The following is a 24,126-nucleotide window of genomic DNA, read 5'->3' as shown; positions in this document are numbered from 1 at the left end:
CGGGCGTGCGCTAACACGCACCACTGGAAGGTCGGTCTTTACCTGGCGGCATTCCACCTTGCCACAGCCGATGCCACGGAGAAAGTTTCTTCGTCACGGGTGTCGTGCATGACGACTATTGGGCTTCAGATTCCCTCGGGCGCATCGAGGTTGCCCGCCACCACGAAGCCCCTCGCCCTCGGCTACGAGTGTGCAGAAATGGCATGCCGCTAGAGCGGGGTGGGGCGGTGGGGTTTGCGTCGCTCGCCCCAGGCCGGCCGCGCGGGCGGCCTTTTGGGGCTTTCGCATTGCGGTGCGTCGTGACGGTGTTCGCTGCGCGCTGATGGTGGTCCCGTTTGAGGCCATGCGCGCTTCAGGCGCATAGCCCGCAGTGCTACGACGCAAGACGGCGTGTAAGCCCCAAAAGGCCGCCCGCGCGGCCGGCCTGGGGCGAGCCCCGCAAGATCTCTCTCTTCCCCCTCGCCGCTGGCAAAAACGCCAAGCACACTGACCGTCCCAGCATCCGGCAAATTGCAGCTGCGGTTAGCCTGTTGCGTTGGTGGCCTGTGAGGGCGGGGCGTGTAGATGCGCCCGAGGGAATCCGTAGGGAAGGCCGAAGGCCTGTACGAGGATGACGAAGGGGCAGTCCGGAGCGAAGGCTCCGGACCGCAATCGTAGCCCCGCCCTCACAGGCCACCAACGCAACAGGCGGCTCAAGAACCCCTGAGCCGCCCGTACAAAACAACCATCAAACCAATACAAAAAACCTACGGCAACGCATCCGCCACACCCAAGTCAGCAGCCAGCGTCTTCAACCCGTCCCAGATGCGGGAGTCGAATTCCAGGGAGTCTGCGTTCAGGGCGCGGTTGCGGGCTTCGTATTCGCCGGGGTATTGGACGCCGTCCACGCCTGGTTGCGGCGGGCAGGCGTGCAGGTAGTCGATGAACGCGCCCACTTCCATCGAGCGCCAGTCCGTATTGAAGTCCACCTGCGGGTCCAGCAGCAGCGCGAACATATTGTTCGTTGCCACCCCGTTGCGCGGATGTTCCGGCTGGATCGTGCCGCCGCCCGACAGCACGCCGGCCAGCAGTTCCGCTACCAGGCCCATCGCGTAACCCTTGTGGCCGCCGAACGGCAGCAGCGCGCCGGGCGGGTCCGCGAACAGCGCGTTCGGGTCCGTCGTCGGGTTGCCCTGGGCGTCGATCAGCGATCCCGGCGGGGCTTGCTCGCCCTTGGCGGCCAGCACCCGGGCCTTGTTCACCGCGATCGAACTTGTCGCCATGTCCACGATGAACGGCGGCCGGCCGCCAGGCAGCGGGCCGGCGAAGCACAGCGGGTTCGTCGTCAGGCAGGCGCGGGCGCCGCCGAACGGCGCGACCGTGGGGGCGCGGTTGATCACGTTGGTGAAGGCCAGCAGGATCAGGCCCTTGGCCGCCACCATCTCGCCATAGTGGCCCATGCGGCCCAGGTGATGGCTGCGGCGCAGCGTCAGGATGCACTGGCCGTGTTCCTGCGTGCGTTCGATCGCCTTTTCGATCACGACCTTGCCCACGTGCTGGCCCAGGCCGTTGTGGCCGTCGTACGCCAGCATCGCGCCGCGGTCGTTCAGCAGCTCGGGGCGGCCGTCGGCTTGCGCCAGGCCGTCGCCCAGCACGCGGCGGTAATTCGTCAGGATCGACAGGCCGTGGCTGGTGTAGCCGACCCGGTCGGACTCCACCAGATGCTCGGCCACGTCGCGGGCGATGTCTTCCGGCACGCCTTGCGCGACCAGCACGCGGCGTCCGAATTCATTGGCTTGGGCGATAGAGATTTTCATGATGCGGCCTCCTTACAGCCAGCCCAGCCAGCGCCAGTAGGTCATGCCCATCAGGATCATCAGCGCGTAGCCGATGAGGGTGACCAGGATGCCCACCTTTGCGAACTGCTTGGCATTGAAGGTTTCCGTGCCCAGGCACACCATGTTTTGCGGGGCGTTGATCGGCAGGATGAAGCCGTAGCTCACCACGAAGCCCAGCAGCATGGTCATGCCCAGCCGGCTGAAGTCGCCCGGCAGCGTGGCCAGCACCGAGATCAGGATCGGCAGCATGGCCGAGGTCAGCGCCGTGGCGCTGGCGAAACCCAGGTGGATGATGATCAGGAACGCGGCCAGGATCGCGAAGATCGCCAGCGGTCCCAGGTGATCCAGGCCCGTGTGTTGCACGACCTGGTTACCCAGCCATTGGCCGGCCTGCGTGGTCAGCAACGCGGTGCCCAGACTGATGCCCACGCCGAACACGATCACCGTGCCCCATGGGATACGCGATTGCACGTCTTTCCAGGTCATCACGCCAAAGCGCGGCAGCATCAGCAGCACCAGGCCGAAATAGGTGGTCGACGTCGTGTCGAAGCTGTGCAGCTTGCCTTCGGTGGACCAGAACAGCAGCAGCATCACCGACACCGCCATCAGGCGCTTTTGCGCGCCGGTCATGGGGCCCAGTTCAAGCAGCGATTTTTCGACGGCTTCCTTGCCCCCCGCGATGCTGTCGCTTTCCGGCGGCAGCAGCTTGAGCACAATGATGATCAGCACGGCCGACATGATCAGCGACCACGGTGCGCCGGCGATCAGCCAGTCCGACCAGGCCACGCGCTGGCCCAGCATCTTTTCCATGAAGCCGACCGTCAGCAGGTTCTGTGCGGCGGCGGTCTGGATGCCGACGTTCCAGATGCTGGTGGCCTGCGCCACGATGATCATGATGCCGGCGGCGATGTTCGAGCGCTTGTCCACGCCGAATGCGGCGATGACACCCATCATGATGGGCACCACGGCGGCGCTGCGGGCGGTGGCGCTGGGCACCACCAGGCTCAGCACGATCGTCACTGCGATACATCCGATCAGGATGCGGCGCGTGCTCGTGCCGACCTTGGACAGGGTCACCAGCGCGATGCGCCGGTCCAGCCCGGTGAACGTCATGGCCGCGGCGATGAACAGCGCGCCGGTGACCAGCGCCAGCGCCGAGTTGGCAAAGCCCGTCAGTGCCATGCTGATGGCGGCGGACGTGCCGTACAGCACGCCGGGGTCTTTGATTGTCGGAGCCGTGCCCAGCAGGAAGGCCATCAGCGTCGTGATCATGATCGCGCTGGCTTCGTAGGACACGGCTTCGGTAATCCAGACCACCACCGCGAATGCCAGGATGGCCAACATGCGGTGGCCGGCAACCGGCAGGTCGGCCGGCAAGGGCAGCATCAGCACGCCGATCATCACGATGAAACCGGCGATGAGTCCGATTGGGATTTTTGCTTTCTTTGGGGCTTGCGAGGCAGGGACAGCGGCTGGCGCAGTCATATCCATCTCCGGTTGAGGTCAAACTGACGGCACGTCGCAACCAGGCCAGGGGCGTGATCAAAGCGAAGTGCCGACGCTACAGAATGATCGTGACGGCATTAAGGAAAACCCGTATTGATATGGGTCAATCCGGTGGAGATTCGTGCTTGTGGAAAACCCATCCCGCGCATTATGCTCGTCGCCCCGCGGTGGTCGCAACCGTGTAATTGTTGCGTAAATGCGAACAGCTGCCTCGGGCGGGGGCGATAACGAACGTCTAATTCGTTCGTGTTATGAAATGAATGGAATCAGCCCAATGCCAGGCGCAACTGTTCGTCCAGGTGCAGCGTGGGGGCAACGCGCCAGCCGCTCTGGGCGTAGCGCAGCCAGCGGCCCAGCACCAGATGCGTCAGCAGGCTCGCGTGCGCGGCGACGTTGGCTTCGGGCGGCAGGCCGCCATCGGTGACCGCGATGCGCAGCGATTGCTTCAGCGATGCTTCGATGCGATCGTTGATGTGGTTGATGCGTTCCTGCAGGCGATTGTCTTCGGTGACCAGCGCGTCGCCGGTCAGCACCCGCGTCATGCCCTTGTTGCGTTCCGAGAACGTCAGCAGCATCGACACGGTTTTGTGGGCTTGCGACAGGCCATAGGGCTCGGCGGTCGCGATCTGGTTCACCAGCGTGAAAATGCTGGTTTCGATGAATTCGATCAACCCTTCGAACATCTGCGCCTTGCTGGCGAAGTGTCGGTACAGCGCGGCTTCAGAGACCTGTAGCCTGGCAGCCAGCGCGGCGGTGGTGATGCGCGACGCGTGCGGCTGCTCCAGCATCTCGGCCAGGGTCTGCAGAATCTGGGTCTTGCGCTCGCCGGGTTTGCTCGCCATGGACGGGTCTGGTCTTACGCAGGCTGACGGTGGATGAAAAGAGGGCGCCGGGCGCTATCCCCGCAAGGGACGCCGGCGCAACAGCAAATCACTGACGGAGTTTACCCGCAAGTCGACGTAAGCCGGCCGCTGCGAACGGCCGCGCGTGAACGGCGTGCCGGGGTGGAAAACGTGCACCGTGCGCAGCCCCGCCTGACGGGCGCCGCGCAGGTTGGCCAGCGTGTCTTCCACCAGCACGGCCTGGCGCGCCGGCACGCCTTCGCGCGCCAACACGTAGCGCAGCAGCGCGGGCGAGGGTTTGGGGCGGAACTCGCCGTGCAGCCGCATGTGCTCGATCGCCCACAGGCTATCGAACTGGCGCAGGATGCCCAGCCGCCGCAACACCGCACGGGCGTAATGAAGCGGCGCGTTGGTCAGCAGCACCTTGCGTCCGGGCAGTTGGCGCAGCTTGTAGGCCAGCGCTTTTTCGGCGCGCACCAGTGGATTGACGTCGAAGTCGTGGCTGCGATGCAGGAAGTCGTGGGGGTCCACGCCGTGGTGGCGCACCATGCCGATCATGGTGGCCCCGTAGCGTTTCCAGTATTGCTTGCGCACCTGGTTGGCCGTGTCGACATCGACGCCCAACGCCTCGACCACCGCCATGGTCATGCCATGGTCGATGCGCGGGAAGATCGCGTGCGAGGTGTCGTGGAGCGTGTTGTCCAGATCGAACAACCACAGGCGCCCGGGGGCGCCTGTGGCCATGCGGCGCGAGCGGCGCTGGCGCACCGCCGGCCGCAGCAGGGTGCGCTGCGCTCGCATCAATGCGAGCTGATCATCGTGCCAACGCCTTGGTCGGTCAGGATTTCCAGCAGCAGGCAGTGCGGCACGCGGCCGTCGACGATGTGCACCGAGTTGACGCCGTTCTTGGCGGCGTCCAGCGCGGACGAGATCTTGGGCAGCATGCCGCCCGAGATCGTGCCGTCGGCGAACAGTTCGTCGATGGTCTGGGCCGACAGGCTGCGCAAGAGCTTGCCTGCCTTGTCCAGCACGCCCGGGGTGTTGGTCAGCATCAGCAGTTTTTCGGCGCCCAGCACTTCGGCCATCTTGCCGGCGACGACGTCGGCATTGATGTTGTAGGCCGTGCCGTCTTCGCCGTAACCGATGGGCGAGATGACGGGGATGAACTGGTCGTCCTGCAAGGCCTTGACCACCGCCGGCTCGACCAGGGTGATGTCGCCCACGAAGCCGATGTCGATCGGTTCGGAGGGGTTTTCCTTGTTGGCCATCAGCTTTTTCTGCGCCTGGATCAGGCCGCCGTCCTTGCCGGTCAGGCCCACGGCCTTGCCGCCGACCTCGTTGATCATCATGACGATGTCCTGCTGGACCTGGCCGCCCAGCACCCACTCGACCACTTCCATGGTTTCGGCGTCGGTGACGCGCATGCCCTGGATGAAGGTGCCTTGCTTGCCGATGCGGCGCAGCGCGTCGTCGATCTGCGGACCGCCGCCGTGCACCACCACCGGATTCAGACCCACCAGCTTGAGCAGCACCACGTCATGCGCAAAACTGCGCTGCAATCGCTCTTCCGTCATGGCGTTGCCGCCGTACTTGACCACGATGGTTTTGCCGTGGAATCGTCGGATGTAAGGCAGCGCTTCGGAAAGCACCGCGGCTTTGACAGCAGGAGACGAGACGGCAGCAGGGTCGGGGGTGTCGGTCATGGCAGCTAAGTCGGCAATAAGTAGAGTATGAAAGTTAGAGGTTGGAAGCCCGCGCGCCGCTGACGGCGCGATGGCGTTGCCCCCCGAGGGGGCGTGGGGTCCCGCAGTAAAAAATGCCTGCACAGGAACGCGTCGGGGACGCGGTAGCGCAAGCATACGACGGATTGTAGACCCCACAGGTTTCTTATGCTTTAAACCCATGTTTATATGCCCGACAAATAACCGGCATTCGGGTAAATTGGGGGCGTTTTCACAACGGAGCGCCCCTCACAAGGGGGCATCTCCCCACCGGCTGGGCATATGCCCCCAATTTCTACCTATAAAAGAGGCAACTCATGCGTTTGAACTTCGTCCGCTCTGCCCTGGTGGCGTCGGCCCTCCTGGTGTCGGTCACCGCCGCCCACGCTGAAAAGATCGTCGTGGGAGCCACCCAGGTCCCGCACGCCGAGATCCTGGAAGTGGTCAAGCCCCAGCTCGCCAAGGAAGGCGTGGATCTGGACATCAAGGTCTTCAGCGACTACGTGCAGCCCAACCTGCAACTGGTGGACAAGCAGCTGGACGCGAACTTCTTCCAGCACAAGCCCTACCTGGACAGCTTCAACAAGGACCGCAAGGCCACGCTGGTGCCCGTGGCCCTGGTGCACGTCGAGCCCTTCGGCGGTTACTCCAAGAAGATCAAGAGCCTGGCCGAGCTGAAGGACGGCGCCACCGTCGCCATCCCGAACGATCCGTCCAACGGCGGCCGCGCGCTGGTGTTGCTGCAAAAGCAGGGCGTCATCAAGCTGAAGGACCCGTCCAACATCCTGGCGACCGCCGCCGATGTGGTCGAGAACCCCAAGAAGCTGAAGTTCCGTGAACTCGAAGCCGCCATGCTGCCGCGCTCGCTCGATGACGTCGACCTGGCCCTGATCAACACCAATTACGCGCTGGAAGCCGGCCTGGTGCCGACCAAGGACGCGCTGTTCATCGAAGGCGCCGATTCGCCCTACGCCAACGTCCTGGTGACGCGCTCGGACAACAAGGACGCGCCCGGCATCAAGAAGCTGGTCAACGCGCTGCACTCGGCCGAAGTGAAGAAATTCATCCAGGACAAGTACAAGGGCGCCGTGGTCCCGGCGTTCTGATACGACGCGAGGACAGACCCTGTTGCGCAAACCGCCCGCCTGTCGGGCGGTTTTCTTTTGAGGCTCAGGCAATGCGCCATGGCCGCTGGGCGGGCAGCGGCTGCCAGCTACGCACGGACGAAAAAAAATCGCCCGGTGGCCGAGCGGCTTGGCATGCGATGGGAGCCGGGTTCAGCCGGCCGCCAGGGCCTTTTCGACAGTGGCGTGGAATTCGGCTACGTCGTATTCGCCCAGATAACGCTTGATGACGCGTCCCTGTTTGTCGATCAGGAATGCCGTGGGCGTCAGGCGGATATCGCCGAAGGCGCGAGCGATGTCGCCCTTGCTGTCCAGCGCCACCGGGAACGGCAGCTTGCGGCTTTCGGCGAAGTTCAAGACAAAATTGGGCGGGTCGTAGTTCATGGCGACCGCGATGGCCTCGTAGCCCTTGCCGGCGTACTCGTTATAGGCCGAGATGGTTTCCGGCATCTGCTTGACACAGGTGACGCAGCTGGTGGCCCAGAACTTCACCAGCACCACCTTGCCGCGCAGGTCCTGCATGGAGAAGGTCTTGCCTTCCAGGGTGGTGAAAGTGACGTCCGGCGCGGTCTGCGCAGGGCGCACGGCGAACCAGGCGCCAACGCCGACCGCCACGAGGACGGCCAGGGCTACGATGGCTTTTTTCATTTGATGGGCATGGCTTCAACGGCGCTGCCACCGCTGGGGGCAGGGGCGGCGCTGCTGCTGCCGGCTGCGCCCGAGCTGTTCTCGATGGGGGCCTTGGTTTCAGGGGAATTCGACTTGCTGCTGTTCGACAGGCGAATGGCTTCTTCGCGGCTGATGGTTTCGAACAGTTTTACCACCTTTGCGACGCCGCCGACATCGGCCGCGGCATTGGCGGCGTAATCGCCTTCGGCCTGGGTCAGCTTGCCCATCAGGTACACGACGCTGTGGTCGGTGGTCAGGGCGATGGTGCCGGACGGCACGTACTTGGTGTTGATCAGGGTGGTCTTGACCTTGGAGGTCAGCCAGGTGTCGTTCGAGCGCACGCCGAACGAGGCGATCGGGCCGACGTTGAGCTGGTTGACCACCTGCTTGACGTTTTCGACGCCCTGGGCGATGGCGGTGGCTTGCGACTTGGCTTCTTCGGTGGGCACGTCGCCGGTCAGCAACAGGTGGCCGCCGTAGGCCATGGCGTTGACGCGGGCCGTGTCGCCCAGCTTCTGCGAGATCTGGCTCTGGGCCTTGAAGGCCATGTTCTGGTCTTCGAGCTGGATGCCCGAGGTACGCCGGTCGGTCACGACCACCGCGGTGGTGGCGGCGGCACCGCCCACGATCAGGGGTGCGCAGGCCGACAGCGACAGGGCGGCGCCGGACAGGGCAGCGGCCAGCAGCAGGGGGCGGGCGGCGGTTCGGACGTCAGGAATCATTCGGTGTCTCCAAGCAGAAGAGCGTCTATGCCGTCGCAAAGCGCGTGCAGCAGCAGTATATGGACTTCCTGGATGCGCATCGTGCGATCGCTGGGAACACATAGATGGACGTCCATCGGCGTAATGAGTTCCCCCATGACGCCGCCGCCCTTGCCGGTCAGGGCCAGCACATGCATCTCCCGGCTGGCCGCGGCTTCCATGGCCCGGACCACGTTGGGCGAATTGCCGCTGGTGGAAATGGCCACGAGCACGTCGCCGGCCTGGCCGAAGGCATTCACCTGGCGCTCGAAGACTTCGTCGAAACCGTAGTCGTTGCCCACCGCGGTCAGGATGGAGGTATCGGTATTCAGGGCGATGCCGGCCAGGGGCAGGCGTTCGCGTTCGAAGCGGCCCACCAGTTCGGCGATGAAATGCTGGGCGTCAGCCGCCGAGCCGCCATTGCCGCACGCCAGAATCTTGCCGTTGTTGGCCAAGGCGCCGAATAGCACGTCCACCGCCACTGCCAGCGGTTCGGCCAGGACGTTCATACTTTGTTCGCACGCAGCCATGGCGTCGCGAAAGTGCGACGTCATACGAGAGGTCATATCCATGGGCGCGATTATCTCACGCGCCAGCCGAAATCAGCCCAGCTCGAACGCCGCGCGCAGCCATTGAACCTGGCCGCCGTCGAAGAGCACGGCATCGAAGCGGGCGGCCGGCACCGCGCCCTGCCAATGGCGCCTGGCCAGTTCCGGCAGCCAATGGGCCGCGGCGCGCGCCAGCCGCCCCTGCTTGGCGCGGTCGATGCTGGCCGCGGCACCGCCGAAGGCGTCGGCCCGCCGCGACCGCACCTCGACAAACACCAGGATGTCGCCATCACGCATGGCCAGGTCGATTTCTCCCGCACGACACGCCAGGTTGCGGGCCAGCAGTACCAGGCCGCCGGCCTGCAGCAGGCGCAGGGCCGCGTCTTCGTGGCCGTCGCCGGTGCGTTGGCGGGGTGAGCGGCGGGCCGGCGGCCGGTCGGATGGATCGGGCCGCCGCGCGGCGCGGCGACGTCGCTTGTCGGCGCGCCGGCGGGCGGCCAGGGCCAGTTCGAAGGCAAGGGTGTCATCCATCAGGCGGGTTCCGGAAGCGGGCGGCGATGGCGGCTACACTGGCATGGTTTTCCGTGTAAGCAGGCAGCAATGAATCAAAATGTCTCACCCCCGGTGGCCGGCGATGCCTGGACCCGCGTCGCTGAACGCGTGGCAGGCCAGCATTGGCCTGCGCAGGCGCTGTATGTGGTGGCCACACCGATCGGCAACCTGGGCGACCTGGGGCTGCGCGCCTGGCACGCGCTGCAACGCGCCGACGTGATCGCGGCCGAAGACACCCGCGCCAGCCGCACGTTGCTGGACGCCTGGGGGGTGACCACCCCCTTGATGGCCGCCCATCGCCACAATGAAGCCGCGGCCGCGCAGGCCATCTGCGAACGCCTGGCCCAGGGGCAGCGCGTGGCGCTGGTCTCCGATGCCGGTGCGCCCGCCGTCAGCGATCCCGGAGCCCGCGTGGTGCGCGCGGTGCGCGAGGCCGGTTTCACCGTGGTGCCGGTGCCGGGCCCCAGCGCCGTGATCACGGCCTTGATGGGCAGCGGGGTCACCACCGATGAAAACCCTGCCTATGCCTTTGCCGGCTTCCCGCCGTCCAAGGCCGTCGCCCGCCAGCGTTGGCTGCGCAACTGGTGTGCGCTGCCCGCGCCGGTCGTGATGTTCGAATCGCCGCATCGCCTGGCGGCCACGCTGGCCGACCTGCTCGAAGTCTGTGGCCCGGACCGCCACCTGACCGTGGCGCGCGAGCTGACCAAGCGCTTCGAGGAAATCGCCACCTTCACGCTGGGCGAGTCCGCGGCCTGGCTGGCGGCGGACTCGCACCGCGAACAAGGCGAGTTCGTCCTGATCGCGCACGCCCGGCCCGGCCAAGAGGCCGACGACGAAGCCGACCCGCGCACCGACGCGCTGCTGGATGCCTTGCTGGAAACGCTGTCCTTGCGCGATGCGTCCAAAGTGGCGGCCAAGGTCACCGGGCTGCCGCGGGACGTTCTGTACAACCGGGCCCTGGCCCGCAAGAATTCGTAAGACATGGTTTACACAGCTGTCGCTCCCAAGCGTTCCGGCCAACCCGACGAACGCATCGTCTACCGTGATATCCCCACCCCGCTGGGCGAAATGCGCCTGGTCGCCAGTTCCAAGGGCCTGCGCGGCGCCTGGTTCACGGACCAGACGCTGCTGCCCTCGGCCGAAGGCTGGACCCGCGCGGACGCCGATCCCATCCTGGAACAGGCGCGCCGTGAGCTGGACGAGTGGTTTGCCGGCCAACGCCGCGACTTCGACGTGGCGCTGGATCCGGTCGGCACGTCCTTCCAGCACGAAGTCTGGCGCGCGTTGTGCGCCCTGGATTTCGGCCAGCTTGCCAGCTACGGCGAGCTGGCGCGCATCGTGGGCCGCCCCAAGGGCGCGCAGGCCATCGGCGGCGCGGTGGGGCGCAATCCCATCATCATCATCATTCCGTGCCACCGCGTGATCGGCGCCGATACCTCGCTCACGGGCTTTGGCGGCGGTTTGCCGCGCAAGCAGGCGTTGCTGGAACACGAGGGCAGCCGTTATCGCAGCCGCAACCCGCGCGCACGCCGGGTGTGCGATGGCCAGGTCGAACTGCCGTTCGAACCGCCGGCCTTCGACTGGCCGCGGGCGCAGTAGGCCCGCGATGGCAAACGGGCTTATTGCGACGCGATGCTCGGCGTGATGCCGATGCGATCAGACACAAGCTGCACGGCATTCATGGCGCTCTGGCGATCGGGGTAGGGTCCGATCTTGACGCGGTACAGGTTGTTGGATTGCTCGACGCTGGCGGGCGGTGCGCCCGCGGTGCCCAGCTGCGTATTGATGCGGCTGACCAGCGATTGCGCATTGGCCGGCTGGCTGAAAGCCCCCACTTGCAGGTAGACGCTGCCGATGCCCCCCGCAACCGGCTGGCGCACGGGCGCGCTGCCCGGTGCGGGCGCAGGTTGCTGCACCAGCGGTTGGGGCTCCAGCGAGGTCGGCGCTGCGGCCACGGGCGTGGCGACCGGCGTGGCGCCAATGGCCGACGCGGGCGTTGCGGCGGGGGTGCCTGATGAGGCCAGTCGGCGGATCTCGTCCTGCGGAATGCTCTCGACCACGACCTGGCCGCTGCCCGGCCCGATGATGCCCAGCTTGTAGGCCGCCACGTATGACAGATCCATGATGCGATCGCTGTGGAAGGGCCCCCGGTCATTGACCCGCACGATGATCGTCTTGCCGTTGACCAGGCTGGTGACGCGCGCGTAGCTGGGAATCGGCAGCGTGGTGTGCGCGGCCGTCATGGCGTACATGTCGTAGGGTTCACCGATCGACGTCGAGTTGCCGTGGAATTTCTTGCCGTACCAGGACGCGATGCCTTGCCGCTTGTAGGGCTGGCCGGTCGTGTCGGGCACGTAGCGCTGGCCGAACACCACATAGGGCCGGTTGGCGCCGCTGGCGTAGGGTTCGATGCGCGGCACCGCGTCCGGCACCTGGTCCAGGTTGGACGGCGGGTTGGCGTCCGGGCCGTCGTCCTTGTAGTACCCGCCGCCTTTCTTGCGGCCTCCGGTGGAAGAGCAGCCGGCCACGGCAATGGCCAGCAACAACATCATCAGGAAGGTCAGCGGGCGGTGCAGGGTCATGCGGACTCGTCGGGCAGTTGGGTGCGATGGCGCACCAGCAGCGGGTCATGGTCGGCAAAGCGCTTGGCGAGCTGTTCGACCACATAGACCGAACGGTGCTGCCCGCCGGTGCAGCCGATGGCCACCGTGAGGTAATTGCGGGTGTCTTGCGTGTATTGCGGCAACCAGCGATTCAGGAAACCGGCGATGTCGTCGATCATCTGTCCCACCTGGTCGTAGCCGGCCAGCCAGGTCGCGACGGGCTCGTCGCGGCCGGTCAGCGGGCGCAGGTTGCGGTCGTAGTAGGGATTGGGCAGGCAGCGCACGTCGAAAACGAGGTCTGCGTCGCGCGGCACGCCGCGCTTGTAGGCGAACGATTCGAAGGTCAGCACCAGCGGGGCGCGATCCGCCTGGATCAGGTCGCGGATCCAGGCGCGCAGTTGGCCCGGCGTGAGTTCCGACGTGTCGATGACGTGTTCCTGCTCGCGCAGGGGCGCCAGCAGCTCGCGTTCCAGGGCGATGCAGTCGGTCAGCGACGGGGCGGTGCCGCCGCGTTGCAGACGATCGGTCAGGGGATGGCGGCGGCGCGATTCGGAATAGCGCTGCACCAGGGTGTCGGTGCTGGCATCCAGGAAGACCACGCGCAGGCTGGTGCCCATGGCGCGCAGCGCGGTGACCACATCGGGCAGTTCGGCCAGTTCGCCGGGGGAGCGCACGTCAATGGCGACGGCCACGCGTTCCAGGCCGTCGTCACGGGCGTTGGCGATGAATTCGGTCAGGAACCGGACGGGCAGGTTGTCGACGCAGGTATAGCTGGCGTCCTCGAGCATGCGCAGGGCGACGGATTTGCCTGAGCCTGAGATGCCGGTTACGAGGACGACTTTCAACATGGACATGATTGTGGCACGCTTTTCCGGGACGATGCCGGCGGGTTGGCATCTGATATGGCCGTAAACTGCAAATCTGCGCCTGTACCGATCAGTACGCCCTGACGTAAGCTCGGGCATCCGCACAAGAGAGAGATTCACCTACGTGCCCCGCCGTCATGCGCCTTGGGGGGTTGGAATTCGACTTTTGTTAACTGGTCCTAGATGTTAGCCCTCATTTCCTTTTGTAGTGTTTCACTGCCGCGGTTTTGGGCCAAATGTCGTCTGTTGGCCGCCACGCTGATCGCGTTTGCAGCGGCGCCCGCGATGGCGCAGGACACGCCGCAGGTCTTGCAGCCGGGCACCATGGAGGCCCGTGTGGCGGCCTGTACGGCCTGTCATGGCGTGCAGGGCCGTGCGGGCGCCGACGGCTACTACCCCCGCCTGGCGGGCAAGCCGCAGGAATACCTGTATCACCAGCTGTTGAATTTCCGCGACGACCGGCGTCAGTACCGGCCCATGTCGCACCTGCTGGCGGGCCTGCCGGACGCCTACCTGCATGACATGGCGGCGTACTTCGCCGCGCAGCACGCGCCGTATCCGCCGCCCGTGCGTGCCGAGGTCTCCAGTGCCACGCTCGAGGCAGGGCGCACCCTGGCACTGACGGGTGACGCTACCCGCGGGCTGCCGGCCTGTGCGGCCTGCCACGGGGCGGCCCTGGGCGGCCTGCTGCCTGCCGTGCCCGGCCTGCTGGGATTGCCGCGCGACTACATCGGTTCGCAGATCGGCAGCTGGAAGAATGGTCTGCGCCGCGCCGCCGCGCCCGACTGCATGGCCGACATTGCCAACAAGCTCACGCCAGAAGACATCGGCGCGCTGGCGGCATGGCTGTCGTCGCAGCCGGTGCCTGACACCTATGGCCCCGAGCCCGCCGGCTCCTTGCGTCTGCCCGCCGAGTGCGGCAGCCAGGCGCAACGGTAACGGGGGCGAACGATGACGCTGATGAAAAAAATCCTGGGGTTCCTGCTGGCGCTGGCCGTGGTCGGCGTGGGCGCCGTGTATTGGCTGGGCACGCGCGATGATGCCAGTACTGGCCCCACCGCCGCGCCATCCGATCCGCAGCAGCGGATCGAGCGCGGTCGCTACCTGGCGCTGGCCGGCAATTGCATGGCCTGCCATACCGCGCGGGGCGGGCAGGCCTATGCGGGCGGCACCCCCATTCCCACGCCGTTCGGCACGATCTACGGCCCCAACATCACGCCGGACGAAAAGACCGGCATCGGCGCCTGGAGCGCCGACGACTTCTGGCAGGCCCTGCACAACGGCAAGTCGCGCGATGGGACTTTGCTGTACCCGGCCTTTCCGTACACGGAGTACACCCGAATCAGCCGGGCCGACGCTGATTCGCTGTATGCGTTCTTGCGCACCGTGACGCCGGTCAGCCAGCCCAGCCGGCCGCCCGAACTGGATTTTCCCTACGACCAGCGCGTGTTGCTGGCAGCCTGGCGAACGCTGTATTTCAAACCCGGCGTGCAGGAAGCGGATCCCGGCCAATCGGCCCAATGGAATCGCGGCCGCTACCTGGTCGAAGGCCTGGGCCATTGCGCCGCCTGTCACGCGCCGCGCAACAGCCTGGGCGCGACCCGCGCGGCTGACGGTCTGACCGGCGGCGTCATCCCGGGATTGGAGTGGTATGCGCCGCCCTTGACCAACGACCCGCGGGCCGGCCTGGGGCGCTGGTCGGCCCAGGATATTGCCGACCTGCTGCAAACCGGTATGGCAGCGCACTCCAGCGCCAGCGGCCCGATGGCCGAAGTGGTGCTGGGCAGCACGCAGCACCTGACGGGCGAGGACGCGCTGGCGATGGGCGTGTATCTCAAGTCATTGCCCGATACGCCGGCTTCGACCGACCGGCCCACCGCCGCCGTATCGCCGGCCGCGATGGAGCTGGGTGGCAAGATCTATCGCCAGCAGTGTGTGCAGTGCCACCAGGCGGCAGGCGAGGGCAGCCCGGGCGCGTGGCCCGCGTTGGCCGGCAACCCCACCGTAACCGCGCCATCGCCCCTCAATGCCATCCGCATGGTGCTGGACGGCGGCTTTGCGCCGGCCACCGCGACCAATCCGCGGCCGCATGGCATGCCGCCCTACGGCCAATTGCTCAACGACAACGATGTCGCCATGCTGGTGTCCTACATCCGCAACAGCTGGGGCAATGAAGCGGGCGGGGTGACGCCGCTGGAGGTCAAGCGCGCCCGCGCTGCCTCGACCCGCAACTGATCAGCGGCGCCGCGCGGCCTGGCTGCAGGCTGCGCGCGCCATCTCGCCCAATACGCGGATGGCATCGGCCTGGCCTTCGTCCCACAGATGGCCGTAGTTCAGGCGCAGCGCATTGCCGAACTGGCCGCTGGCCGAGAAGATCGGGCCCGGCGCCACGCTGATGCCGCGCGCCAATGCTTGCCGATGCAGGGCCAGCGCATCCACCGCGGCCGGCATTTCCAACCATAGGAAGAAGCCGCCTTGTGGCCGCGTCACGCGGGTGCCTGCGGGAAATTCACGGGCAATCGCATTGGCCATCAAGTCCTGCTGGGTCTGCAAGGTTTCCCGCAGCCGTCGCAGGTGGCGGTCGTAACCGCCTTGCTCCAGGTATTCGGCAATGGCGCCTTGCGCGGGGCTGGATGCCGATAGCGTCGATGACAGCTTCAAGCGCTGCACGCGCTGCGTGTAGCGCCCCGCGCTGGCCCAGCCGATGCGGTAGCCCGGCGCCAGGCATTTCGAAAACGACGAGCAGTGCAGCACCAGGCCCTGCGTGTCGAAGGCTTTGGCGGGCACGGGGCGCGTCGCGCCAAAGTAGAGCTCGCCGTAGACGTCGTCCTCGATCAGCGCAACGTCATGGCGCGTCAGCAGCTCGACCAGTTGGCGCTTCTTTTCCTCGGGCATCAGGCTGCCCAGCGGATTCTGGAACTGCGTCATCAACCAGCAGGCCTTGGGTGCATGACGCTGGATGGCGGCTTCTATCGCGCCCAGGTCCACGCCAGTGCGCGGGTGGGTCGGCACTTCCAGGGCTTTCAACCCCAGGCGTTCCAGGGCCTGCAAGGCGCCGTAGAAGGTCGGCGCCTCGACGATGACGGTGTCGCCAGGCTGCGTGACCGCTTGCAGGCAAAGATTCAATGCTTCGAGCGCGCCGTTGGTGATCACGATGTCGCTGGCCGGCACATTGATGCCCGCGATCAGGTAGCGCAGCGCGATCTGCCTGCGCAGGCCGGGATTGCCGGGCGACAGGTCTTCCATCGTGGCCAGCGGGTCCTGGCGTTTCAGATGCGTGGCCATGGCTTGCGCCAGCCGTGGCAAGGGAAACAGCAGCGGCGACGGAAACGCCGAGCCCAGCGGCGTGACCTCGCGATTGCGCACCGAATCCAGGATGTCGAAGATGCGTTCGCTGATTGCGAGTTCGGTGGATTCGCCATCGGGGCAGGACGTGTCCGGCTCGGGCGGCAGGCTGTCGCTGCGCGTATTGACGTAGTAGCCGGAGCGGGGGCGCGCCCGGACCAGGCCGCGCGCTTCGAGCAGGTAATAGGCCTGGAACACCGTCGACGGGCTGACGCCGCGGCTGGCGCAGGCATCGCGCACCGATGGCAGCTTGTCGCCTACGCGCAATACGCCATCGCGGATCGACTGGGCGATGTCGTTGGCGAGTTTTTCGTACAGGCTCACGAGCCGCGGGGCGACGCGCCGTTACTTGCTGCTTTGCAGGATCGCCATGGCCTGGCGTTCCATGAACTCGCCCAGGGTGTCGATGCCGCGCAGCTTCAGGATGGTATTGCGCACGGCGGCTTCGACCAGCACCGCCAGGTTGCGGCCCGCCGCCACTTGCAGCATGACCTTGCGCACCGGCAGGCCCAGCATGTCCTGGGTGATGTCCTGCAGTGGCAGGCGCTCGAACTTGTCCTGTGCCGTGGCGCGCACCAGGTGCACGATCAGCTTCAGGCGCATTTTGCGGCGCACCGAGGTCTCGCCGAAGATGGTGCGGATGTCGAGCAGGCCCAGGCCGCGCACTTCCAGCAGGTTCTGCAGCAGTTGCGGACAGTGGCCTTCGATCATGTTGGGCGCGGTGCGCGAGAATTCCACCGCATCATCGGCCACCAGGCCGTGGCCGCGCGAAATCAGTTCCAGCGCCAGTTCGCTCTTGCCCAGGCCCGATTCACCGGTGATCAGCACGCCCAGGCCCAGCACGTCCAGGAATACGCCGTGCACCGTGGTGGTGGGCGCCAGCTTCTTGCCCAGGTAGATGCGCAAGAGGTCGATCAGTTGCGCGGCCGCGACCGGCGTGGACAGCAGCGGCACCTGATGCTGGTCGCATTGGTCCACCAGGTCTTGGGGCGGCGTCAGGCCGTCGGCCAGCAGGATGGCCGGCACGCCGCCGATCAGCAGCTCGTCCATGTGGTGCATGCGGCGGCGCAGGTCGAAGCGGGTGTAGTACGCCAGTTCTTCCTGGCCGAACACCTGGATGCGCGACGGGTGGATCAGGTTCAAGTGCCCCACCAGGTCCGCGGCTGCCATGCCGTCGTCGGGAATTGCGCGGTCTGCGGCCCCTTGTCCGGAAATCCAGTTGAAGGGGATTTTGTCGGCGTTGTCGTCGACGAGTTCCTGCACCGTAAGCATGGCAGCGTTTCCGCGAGGGGTCAGAGTTGGCCGGTGGTGAGCATCTTGTGGACGATGGCCGGATCGGCCTCCGTGGCCAGGGCTTCGCGCAATGCCTTGTTCGACATCAGTTGCGCCAGTTCAGCCAGGATATCCAGGTGTTGTTGCGTGGCGGTTTCCGGCACCAGCAGGCAGAGCAGCATCGAGACGGGTTGGCCATCGGGGGCGTCGAACGTGATGGGTTGCGCCAGGCGGATGAACGCGGCCAGCGCCTGCTCCAGGCCCTTTACGCGGCCATGGGGCACTGCCACGCCTTGGCCCAGGGCGGTCGAACCCAGGCGCTCACGTGCGAACAGACTGTCGAACACGAGCGCGCGTGCCAAGCCATGGTTGTTTTCAAAGAGAAGGCCAGCCTGTTCGAACGCGCGCTTCTTGCTCGTGGCGAGCATATCGAGGACGACGTTGCCGGCGGGAAGGATGCGCGACAAATGATTCATCGGACCATTATAGGGTTATATGACGCACTGCAAAAAATGCCGGACCAGGGTGCCTTGCGCGGCGGGCTTCGAGTGGCCCGGCTCGGCGCTTGCCAGGGCGGATGGGCCCCGGGGCGAGAGCGACAGCATAGACCGATCGCGGCGCGTTGTGGGCATTCTCGTGCACGAGGGTGTCGTTCGGGTGCCGGAGCAAGGCGATGTCGCGCGTCAGGGATGGGCGATGCGGAGTCGTCGACACACGTCGAGAATCGGGGACAAAAGATGGGGGCCAAGCGGGGAGGGGGACAGCGGGAGGGGAGTTTGCCGATGCCCCGGCTGGACGATTCGTCTAGCGGGACACCGGGACTTAGGCAGGATTCAAGAATCGCTGTTTAGCTTGGTTCTTACGTCGAGCGGATCATGAAGCGCGTTACTGCTGGGGTGGCGAGAGGCTCGCCGCTTGCCGCTTCACGGACTCGGCCGTGTGACTTCGTACCTTGTCCTTGTGCTTGATGACCTGACGGTCGACTTTGTCAGCAAGAAGGTCTATGGCCGCGTAGAGATTTTCATCGGTTGCTTCACAATGAATATCCTTGCCGCTAAGACGCATGGTGATTTCGGCTCTGTGCCGCAGGGGCTCTACTGAGAGCATGACCTGGGTATCGATGACGTGATCGAAATGCCGCAGCACTCGCGCCAATTTGTTCATGACATATTCCCGGATGGCCGGGGTGACGTCGAGGTGACGACCGCAGATGCTCAGGTTCATAGTGTGCTCTCCTTCTAAAAGAGGAAAAAATGGTGCGCAAAATGCGCGGTGGGGTCGTTAGGCGTTCTCCTTGTTTGAGAGGGTTCGTTTGGTACTAGTGTATAGACTCGGGCCGATAAAACAAGCTGACCTAGCGCAAGTTCATGGCATTTTTATGGCTGAGTCTCAGGGGGAGCTCCCAGGGGCCGGGATGGGCCTCTAGGGGCTTTCCCCAAGGCCTGTTACATGCGGAAGTGCTCGCCCAGGTAGACACGCCGCACGGCCGGATCGCCGACGATTTCGTCGGGGTGGCCGTCGGTCAGGACCTTGCCTTCGCTGATGATGTAGGCGCGGTCGCAGATGCCTAGCGTTTCGCGCACGTTGTGGTCGGTGATCAGCACGCCGATGCCGCGGCCCTTCAAGAAGCGCACGATGCGCTGGATTTCGATCACCGCGATGGGATCCACGCCGGCAAAGGGTTCGTCCAGCAGGATGAAGCGCGGGCTGGTGGCCAGCGCACGCGCGATTTCCACGCGGCGCCGTTCGCCGCCCGACAGCGAGATGGCGGCGTTGCTGCGGATATGGCCGATCTGCAGCTCTTCGAGCAGCAGTTCCATCTGCTCGTTGATCTTGGGCGTGGACAGCGGACGACCATCAGGCCCCAATTGCAATTCAAGCACCGCACGGATGTTCTGCTCGACCGTCAGGCGCCGGAACACCGAGGCGTCCTGGGGCAGGTAGGACAGCCCCATGCGGGCCCGCTTGTGGATCGGCATGGCGGTGATGACCGAGCCGTCGATCTCGATGCGGCCGGCGTCGGCCGGCACCAGGCCCACGATCATGTAGAAGCTGGTGGTCTTGCCGGCGCCGTTGGGGCCGAGCAAGCCGACCACTTCGCCGCTGACGACGGACAGGGACACGTCCTGCACCACGGTGCGGCCGTTGTAGGTCTTGCGCAAGCCGGTTGCGCGCAGGCTGCCCTGCTTGACGCCCGAAGGGGCGGAGGTCACAGGGGTCTGCACAGAGGGTTGGTTCATCGTGGCTGCGTATGGTGGGGCATGGGAGGCGCTTTAACGCCCTTTCTTCGATTCTTGCTGCTTGCGGCATTCCGCCACGGCGGCATCGGACTTGGCGCGCGGTTCGGCCACCGAGCGGACCCGTCCGCCCGCGGCGGCCGAATTCGGGCCGCCCTGGGCTTCGTAGGTGCCGCTCTTTTCGTTGTAGCGTACCCGTTCCCCGCGGATGGTGTCGAAAGGTTTGCCACAGACGTAACGCACGACCACGGCCTGGCCGATCAGGTCGAAGGTGCTCTTGGTGCCGTCGTATTCGGCGCGCAGGCCCTTGCCTTCGATCAGTTCGAAGGTTTCGGGGCGTTCCTGGCGGATGGTGACGACCTTGCCCTTGTTGGCCGTTGCGGTGCCGTACTGGTTGCCCGCGGCGTCTTCGCGCATTTCCAGCACGTCGGAGGTCAGCGTCATCAGGCCGCGCGTCATGTTGACGTTGCCGGTGAAGACGCTCTGCTTCTTGACGTCGTCGTAGTGCAGGGTGTCCGACAGGATCGTGGTGGTGGGTTCCTCGGCGGGCGCGGCCTTGGCAGCGCTGGCGGCCGGCTTGGGGTCGGCCGCGAGCGCCGGCGCAACCGCCGATGCCATCAGCAGCACCGCGCCCAGCAGGCGCGTGGTGGGGGCAATGCGAATCCGAAGGTCGGTCATGGTTTCTTCTGGTCAGAGGTGTTGGCAGGGATCTCGGTCTGGCGGCGCGACTTGTTTTCCGTGCCGGCGATTTCCACGTCGGTGGAGGCCGATACCTGCAGTTGGCGTGTCTTGTTGTTGTAGTGCATGCCCTTGCCGTTCATGCGCGAGCGTCCCTTGATGACCTCGGCCGGCAGGTCGGTGTAGACCACGTCGTCGTCGGGCAGCAGGATGAGCTGCTGGCTGCGCACGTCCAGCACGTCGTTGTTGGGATCAGGCTGGCGGTGCACGTGGGCGTCGCCATTCATGACGATGCGCTTGCCGCCCTGTTCCATGACGGCGGTCTTGGACACGCCCACGGTGATGGGGTTGGCTTCGCGTTGGCCGATGGCTCGCGGCTGGGTGATGTGATACGAATCGTCGTCCGGGAAATGCTCGGCGTATTCGCCTTCCAGGCGATTGATCGGACGGCCGGTGGGGTCGGTACGCAGCATCACGAAATTGCGCGACCAGGCGTCCATTTCGTGCGTGACGCGGCGCGGCGGATCCGTCTGGATGGCGCGCTGCGCGTAGTCGGCCGCCCAGTACGTGCTGGCGACGAGCACCAGCAGCAGGAACAGCGCGATCAGGGAAGGAAAACGATCTTTCATCAGGTCTGCCGGTGAGGGCGTGGTTAAGGACGCTTACTGGATGGCGCCCGGGCCGAGCAGGCCCGGCGAGGCCAGGAAGCCGCCCAGGCGGCCTTGCGAGGCCAGCAGCAGGTCGCAGCATTCGCGCACCGCCCCGCTGCCGCCGGGCTGGGTGGCGATCCAGTGGGCTGCCTGGCTGACGTAGCCCGGCGCGTTCGGCACGCTGGCGGCAAAGCCCGCGCGTTGCATGGCCGGCAGGTCGATGATGTCATCGCCCATGTAGCCGGTCTGGTTCAGTTGGACCGCGCTGCGCTGCGCAAGTTCGGCCAGCGCCGCGCCTTTGTCGCGCACGCCTTGCATGACCTCGGAAATGCCGAGTTCGGCCGCGCGGCGCGCCACGATGGGGCCGGAACGGCCGGTCATCAGGGCGATCTGCAGGCCGCCTTCCATCAGCAGACGCAGCCCATGGCCGTCCAGCACGTGGAAACGCTTGAGGGCTTCGCCGGTTTCACCGTAGTACAGGCTGCCATCGGTCAGCACGCCATCCACGTCGAAAACCATCAGGCGCACGGCGGCGGCGCGTTCGCGCACGGCCGGGCTGATACGGGCCAGGACCAGCGCTTCGGCCGGGTGGGTGATCGAAGGGGGAAGGGTCATAGTCATACCACTTTGGCGGCCATCAGGTCGTGCATATGCAGGGCGCCGAGCAGGGCGCCGTGGGCGTCCAGCACCAGCATGTGATTGAGTCGCTGGTCGTCCATCTGGCGGGCGGCCTCGACGGCCAGCGCGTCCGGATTGACGCTGCGGGGGGAGCGGGTCATGCCTTCGTCGACCGTCAGGCTGCGGATGTCGCCGTAGCGTGCGATCAGGCGGCGCAGGTCGCCGTCGGTGAAGATGCCCAGCGGGCGGTGCCGGGCGTCGGTGACCACGGTCATGCCCATGCCCTTGGCGGACATGACCTCGAGGGCCTGCGACACCGGCGTGCCCGCCGCCACGATGGGCAGGGCGTCGCCCTGGCGCATGACGTCGCGCACGTGGGTCAGCAGGCGGCGGCCCAGCGCGCCGCCGGGGTGCGAGCGGGCGAAATCCTGCGGGCCAAAGCCGCGGGCCTCCAGGCAGGCCACGGCCAGGGCGTCGCCCAGGGCCAGGGCCGCAGTGGTGCTGGCGGTGGGGGCCAGGTTCAGCGGGCAGGCTTCCTGCGCCACGCTGGCGTCCAGATGGACGTCGGCCAGGCGGGCCAGCTCGGATTGCGGGTTGCCGGTGATGGCGACCAGACCCGCGCCCATGCGGCGCGCCACCGGCAGGATGGTCAGCAGTTCCTGGCCGGAGCCGGAATAAGAAATGGCGATCAGCACGTCGTCGCGGGTGATCATGCCCAGGTCGCCATGCACGGCCTCGGCGGCATGCACGAAGAAGGCAGGCGTACCCGTGGAGGCCAGGGTCGCGGCGATCTTGCGGGCAACATGGCCGGTCTTGCCGATGCCGCTGACGACCACGCGGCCGCGGCAGGCCAGCAGCATGGCGACCACCTGCGCGAAACTGTCGTCCAGGCGGGCGGCCAGGTCGAGGATGCCCTGGCTTTCGATTTGCAGCGTCCTGCGCGCAGATGCCAGCGCGGTGTCGGACGATGTAGTGGGATGGTCGGTCATCAGGGGATTTTAATATCAGGTTGCGGGTTTGCCCCGGGCAGGGGGGTATGGCATCCTGGCGGCTCTTTTATCCGGCTATCAATCTTTCCTTTCCAGGCCCGCTCCATGTCCAGCATTCCCAGCCCCGTCCTTGGCACGCCCCTGTCCCCCTTGGCCACCCGAGTCATGCTGCTCGGATCGGGCGAATTGGGCAAAGAGGTCATCATCGCCCTGCAAAGGCTGGGCGTGGAAGTCATTGCGGTGGACCGGTATGCGGACGCGCCAGGCCACCAGGTGGCGCACCGCGCCCATGTGGTGTCGATGACGGACCCGGAAGCCCTGAAACGGGTCATCCAGCAAGAGCAGCCGCACGTTATTGTCCCCGAAATCGAGGCCATTGCCACCAGTTTGCTGGTGGAACTGGAATCGGCGGGCGTGGCCCGGGTCACCCCGACCGCCCGGGCGGCCCAGCTGACCATGAACCGCGAAGGCATCCGCCGCCTGGCGGCCGAGACCCTGGGCCTGCCGACCTCGCCCTACCGTTTCGTGGATACCGAGGACGAACTGCGCCAGGCCATCGACGGCGGCATCGGCTATCCGTGCGTCATCAAGCCGGTCATGTCCTCGTCGGGCAAGGGCCAGTCGGTCATCAAGAGCGTGGACGACGTCGCGACCGCCTGGCGCTATGCCCAGGAAGGCGGCCGGGTGGGCGGGGGCCGTGCCATCGTCGAAGGCTTCATCCGCTTCGACTACGAAATCACCCTGCTGACCGTGCGCGCCCGTGGCGCGGACGGCCAGGTCGAGACCCGCTACTGCGAGCCCATCGGCCACAAGCAGGTCGACGGCGACTACGTCGAAAGCTGGCAGCCGCACCCGATGTCGCCCGCCGCGCTGGCGCGTTCGCGCGAGATCGCGCTGGCCGTCACGTCCGAACTGGGCGGCCTGGGCATTTTCGGCGTCGAGCTGTTCGTGGCCGGCGACCAGGTCTGGTTCTCGGAAGTCAGCCCGCGGCCGCACGACACCGGCATGGTCACCATGATCACCCAGGCCCAGAACGAATTCGAGCTGCACGCCCGCGCCCTGCTGGGGCTGCCGGTGGACACCTCGCTGCGCCAGCCCGGCGCCAGCAGCGTCATCTACGGCGGCGTCGATGCGCAGGCCGTGACGTTCCACAACGTGGCGCAGGCGCTGGCCGAGCCGGGTACCGACATCCGCCTGTTCGGCAAGCCGGAGTCCTTCGTCAAGCGGCGCATGGGCGTGGGCCTGGCCGTGGCCGAGGACGTCGCCGCCGCGCGTGCCAAGGCCAAGCGCGTGTCGGCTGCCGTGACCGTCAAGGCCGGCTGACCGTTCCCTGGCCGGGCGCCGCAATG

General features: G+C 66.2%; 26 protein-coding genes. 6 read left to right on the top strand and 20 right to left on the bottom strand.

The features are described from left to right. Nucleotides 1–746: 746 nt before the first annotated feature. From AC6LJ2_RS11775 to argB, 5 genes are all read right to left on the bottom strand, one after another. Nucleotides 747–1,796, bottom strand: coding sequence for an Ldh family oxidoreductase (locus tag AC6LJ2_RS11775; RefSeq protein ID WP_025141014.1), 1,050 nt, complete (start codon nucleotides 1,794–1,796; stop codon nucleotides 747–749). Nucleotides 1,797–1,808: 12 nt separating this feature from the next. Continuing rightward, nucleotides 1,809–3,302, bottom strand: a complete 1,494-nt coding sequence (locus AC6LJ2_RS11770; RefSeq protein ID WP_263914840.1) for a DASS family sodium-coupled anion symporter — start codon at nucleotides 3,300–3,302, stop codon at nucleotides 1,809–1,811. A 287-nt stretch (nucleotides 3,303–3,589) separates the two neighbouring features. Further along, on the bottom strand, nucleotides 3,590–4,165 hold the full coding sequence (slmA, locus tag AC6LJ2_RS11765; RefSeq protein ID WP_025141016.1) for a nucleoid occlusion factor SlmA: 576 nt from the start codon (nucleotides 4,163–4,165) through the stop codon (nucleotides 3,590–3,592). Nucleotides 4,166–4,219: 54 nt separating this feature from the next. Then, a complete protein-coding gene (locus AC6LJ2_RS11760) occupies nucleotides 4,220–4,966 on the bottom strand; it encodes a pyrimidine 5'-nucleotidase (protein WP_263914841.1) in 747 nt (248 codons plus the stop codon). Beyond that, the gene (gene argB / locus AC6LJ2_RS11755; RefSeq protein ID WP_199168706.1) at nucleotides 4,966–5,868 is read right to left on the bottom strand and encodes an acetylglutamate kinase; all 903 of its coding nucleotides are present in this window, start codon (nucleotides 5,866–5,868) and stop codon (nucleotides 4,966–4,968) included. The genes AC6LJ2_RS11760 and argB overlap by 1 nt, the downstream gene beginning before the upstream one ends. A 335-nt stretch (nucleotides 5,869–6,203) precedes the next feature. Between argB and AC6LJ2_RS11750 the strand changes: the two genes are divergently transcribed. Continuing rightward, nucleotides 6,204–6,992 carry a MetQ/NlpA family ABC transporter substrate-binding protein gene (locus tag AC6LJ2_RS11750; protein WP_263914842.1) on the top strand — a complete coding sequence of 263 codons (789 nt, stop codon included), beginning with the start codon at nucleotides 6,204–6,206 and terminating at the stop codon, nucleotides 6,990–6,992. 171 nt (nucleotides 6,993–7,163) lie between these two features. Here the strand turns inward: AC6LJ2_RS11750 and AC6LJ2_RS11745 are convergent, their stop codons facing one another. Genes AC6LJ2_RS11745 through AC6LJ2_RS11730 form a run of 4 tightly spaced genes read right to left on the bottom strand, consistent with a single transcriptional unit; the run spans nucleotide 7,164 to nucleotide 9,498 of the window. After that, the gene (locus AC6LJ2_RS11745) at nucleotides 7,164–7,658 is read right to left on the bottom strand and encodes a peroxiredoxin family protein (protein ID WP_498151409.1); all 495 of its coding nucleotides are present in this window, start codon (nucleotides 7,656–7,658) and stop codon (nucleotides 7,164–7,166) included. Further along, nucleotides 7,655–8,401, bottom strand: a complete 747-nt coding sequence (locus AC6LJ2_RS11740; protein ID WP_263914844.1) for a BON domain-containing protein — start codon at nucleotides 8,399–8,401, stop codon at nucleotides 7,655–7,657. Before AC6LJ2_RS11740 ends, AC6LJ2_RS11745 begins: the two co-directional genes overlap by 4 nt. Further along, the gene (locus AC6LJ2_RS11735) at nucleotides 8,398–8,991 is read right to left on the bottom strand and encodes a phosphoheptose isomerase (protein WP_263914845.1); all 594 of its coding nucleotides are present in this window, start codon (nucleotides 8,989–8,991) and stop codon (nucleotides 8,398–8,400) included. The genes AC6LJ2_RS11740 and AC6LJ2_RS11735 overlap by 4 nt, the downstream gene beginning before the upstream one ends. 30 nt (nucleotides 8,992–9,021) lie before the next feature. Next, on the bottom strand, nucleotides 9,022–9,498 hold the full coding sequence (locus AC6LJ2_RS11730; protein ID WP_263914846.1) for a YraN family protein: 477 nt from the start codon (nucleotides 9,496–9,498) through the stop codon (nucleotides 9,022–9,024). Between the two features lie 69 nt (nucleotides 9,499–9,567). Between AC6LJ2_RS11730 and rsmI the strand changes: the two genes are divergently transcribed. Together rsmI and AC6LJ2_RS11720 are read left to right on the top strand one after the other, a co-directional pair. Next, nucleotides 9,568–10,497, top strand: coding sequence for a 16S rRNA (cytidine(1402)-2'-O)-methyltransferase (gene rsmI / locus AC6LJ2_RS11725; protein ID WP_498151408.1), 930 nt, complete (start codon nucleotides 9,568–9,570; stop codon nucleotides 10,495–10,497). Between the two features lie 3 nt (nucleotides 10,498–10,500). Then, nucleotides 10,501–11,118, top strand: a complete 618-nt coding sequence (locus AC6LJ2_RS11720) for a methylated-DNA--[protein]-cysteine S-methyltransferase (protein WP_263914848.1) — start codon at nucleotides 10,501–10,503, stop codon at nucleotides 11,116–11,118. Nucleotides 11,119–11,138: 20 nt separating this feature from the next. Here the strand turns inward: AC6LJ2_RS11720 and AC6LJ2_RS11715 are convergent, their stop codons facing one another. Further along, nucleotides 11,139–12,101, bottom strand: a complete 963-nt coding sequence (locus AC6LJ2_RS11715; RefSeq protein ID WP_498151407.1) for a septal ring lytic transglycosylase RlpA family protein — start codon at nucleotides 12,099–12,101, stop codon at nucleotides 11,139–11,141. Further along, the gene (gene rapZ / locus AC6LJ2_RS11710) at nucleotides 12,098–12,970 is read right to left on the bottom strand and encodes an RNase adapter RapZ (RefSeq protein WP_263914907.1); all 873 of its coding nucleotides are present in this window, start codon (nucleotides 12,968–12,970) and stop codon (nucleotides 12,098–12,100) included. The genes AC6LJ2_RS11715 and rapZ overlap by 4 nt, the downstream gene beginning before the upstream one ends. A gap of 201 nt (nucleotides 12,971–13,171) precedes the next feature. Here rapZ and AC6LJ2_RS11705 point away from each other — a divergent pair, with 201 nt between their 5' ends. Then, nucleotides 13,172–13,927 (top strand): c-type cytochrome, encoded by a 756-nt coding sequence (locus AC6LJ2_RS11705; protein WP_498151406.1) that lies wholly within the window; start codon nucleotides 13,172–13,174, stop codon nucleotides 13,925–13,927. A gap of 12 nt (nucleotides 13,928–13,939) precedes the next feature. Further along, nucleotides 13,940–15,223 carry a c-type cytochrome gene (locus AC6LJ2_RS11700; RefSeq protein WP_263914851.1) on the top strand — a complete coding sequence of 428 codons (1,284 nt, stop codon included), beginning with the start codon at nucleotides 13,940–13,942 and terminating at the stop codon, nucleotides 15,221–15,223. Here the strand turns inward: AC6LJ2_RS11700 and AC6LJ2_RS11695 are convergent, their stop codons facing one another. The 9 genes from AC6LJ2_RS11695 to AC6LJ2_RS11655 all read right to left on the bottom strand — a co-directional run bounded on the left by AC6LJ2_RS11695 (nucleotide 15,224) and on the right by AC6LJ2_RS11655 (nucleotide 22,777). Further along, entirely contained in the window at nucleotides 15,224–16,657 is a 1,434-nt protein-coding gene (locus tag AC6LJ2_RS11695; RefSeq protein ID WP_263914852.1) for an aminotransferase-like domain-containing protein, read from the bottom strand. A gap of 21 nt (nucleotides 16,658–16,678) precedes the next feature. Beyond that, nucleotides 16,679–17,605 (bottom strand): HPr(Ser) kinase/phosphatase, encoded by a 927-nt coding sequence (gene hprK, locus AC6LJ2_RS11690; RefSeq protein ID WP_006216298.1) that lies wholly within the window; start codon nucleotides 17,603–17,605, stop codon nucleotides 16,679–16,681. A gap of 20 nt (nucleotides 17,606–17,625) precedes the next feature. Then, nucleotides 17,626–18,081, bottom strand: coding sequence for a PTS sugar transporter subunit IIA (locus AC6LJ2_RS11685; protein ID WP_006224727.1), 456 nt, complete (start codon nucleotides 18,079–18,081; stop codon nucleotides 17,626–17,628). 409 nt (nucleotides 18,082–18,490) lie between these two features. Further along, the gene (hpf, locus tag AC6LJ2_RS11680) at nucleotides 18,491–18,829 is read right to left on the bottom strand and encodes a ribosome hibernation-promoting factor, HPF/YfiA family (protein WP_025141030.1); all 339 of its coding nucleotides are present in this window, start codon (nucleotides 18,827–18,829) and stop codon (nucleotides 18,491–18,493) included. A gap of 221 nt (nucleotides 18,830–19,050) precedes the next feature. Beyond that, entirely contained in the window at nucleotides 19,051–19,845 is a 795-nt protein-coding gene (gene lptB, locus AC6LJ2_RS11675; protein ID WP_025141031.1) for an LPS export ABC transporter ATP-binding protein, read from the bottom strand. 33 nt (nucleotides 19,846–19,878) lie between these two features. Continuing rightward, entirely contained in the window at nucleotides 19,879–20,520 is a 642-nt protein-coding gene (gene lptA / locus AC6LJ2_RS11670; RefSeq protein ID WP_498151405.1) for a lipopolysaccharide transport periplasmic protein LptA, read from the bottom strand. Beyond that, nucleotides 20,517–21,149 carry an LPS export ABC transporter periplasmic protein LptC gene (gene lptC, locus AC6LJ2_RS11665; protein ID WP_263914854.1) on the bottom strand — a complete coding sequence of 211 codons (633 nt, stop codon included), beginning with the start codon at nucleotides 21,147–21,149 and terminating at the stop codon, nucleotides 20,517–20,519. The genes lptA and lptC overlap by 4 nt, the downstream gene beginning before the upstream one ends. Nucleotides 21,150–21,182: 33 nt before the next feature. Continuing rightward, a complete protein-coding gene (locus AC6LJ2_RS11660) occupies nucleotides 21,183–21,791 on the bottom strand; it encodes a KdsC family phosphatase (protein WP_498151404.1) in 609 nt (202 codons plus the stop codon). Next, a complete protein-coding gene (locus AC6LJ2_RS11655; RefSeq protein WP_263914856.1) occupies nucleotides 21,788–22,777 on the bottom strand; it encodes a KpsF/GutQ family sugar-phosphate isomerase in 990 nt (329 codons plus the stop codon). Before AC6LJ2_RS11655 ends, AC6LJ2_RS11660 begins: the two co-directional genes overlap by 4 nt. A gap of 105 nt (nucleotides 22,778–22,882) precedes the next feature. Between AC6LJ2_RS11655 and purT the strand changes: the two genes are divergently transcribed. After that, nucleotides 22,883–24,100, top strand: a complete 1,218-nt coding sequence (gene purT, locus AC6LJ2_RS11650; RefSeq protein ID WP_498151403.1) for a formate-dependent phosphoribosylglycinamide formyltransferase — start codon at nucleotides 22,883–22,885, stop codon at nucleotides 24,098–24,100. Nucleotides 24,101–24,126 lie beyond the last annotated feature (26 nt).

The sequence above is a fragment of the Achromobacter sp. 1014246743 genome, from assembly GCF_059760725.1.
Note: the sequence above shows the minus strand (reverse complement) of the source record. Positions and strands in the feature narration are given on the sequence as shown.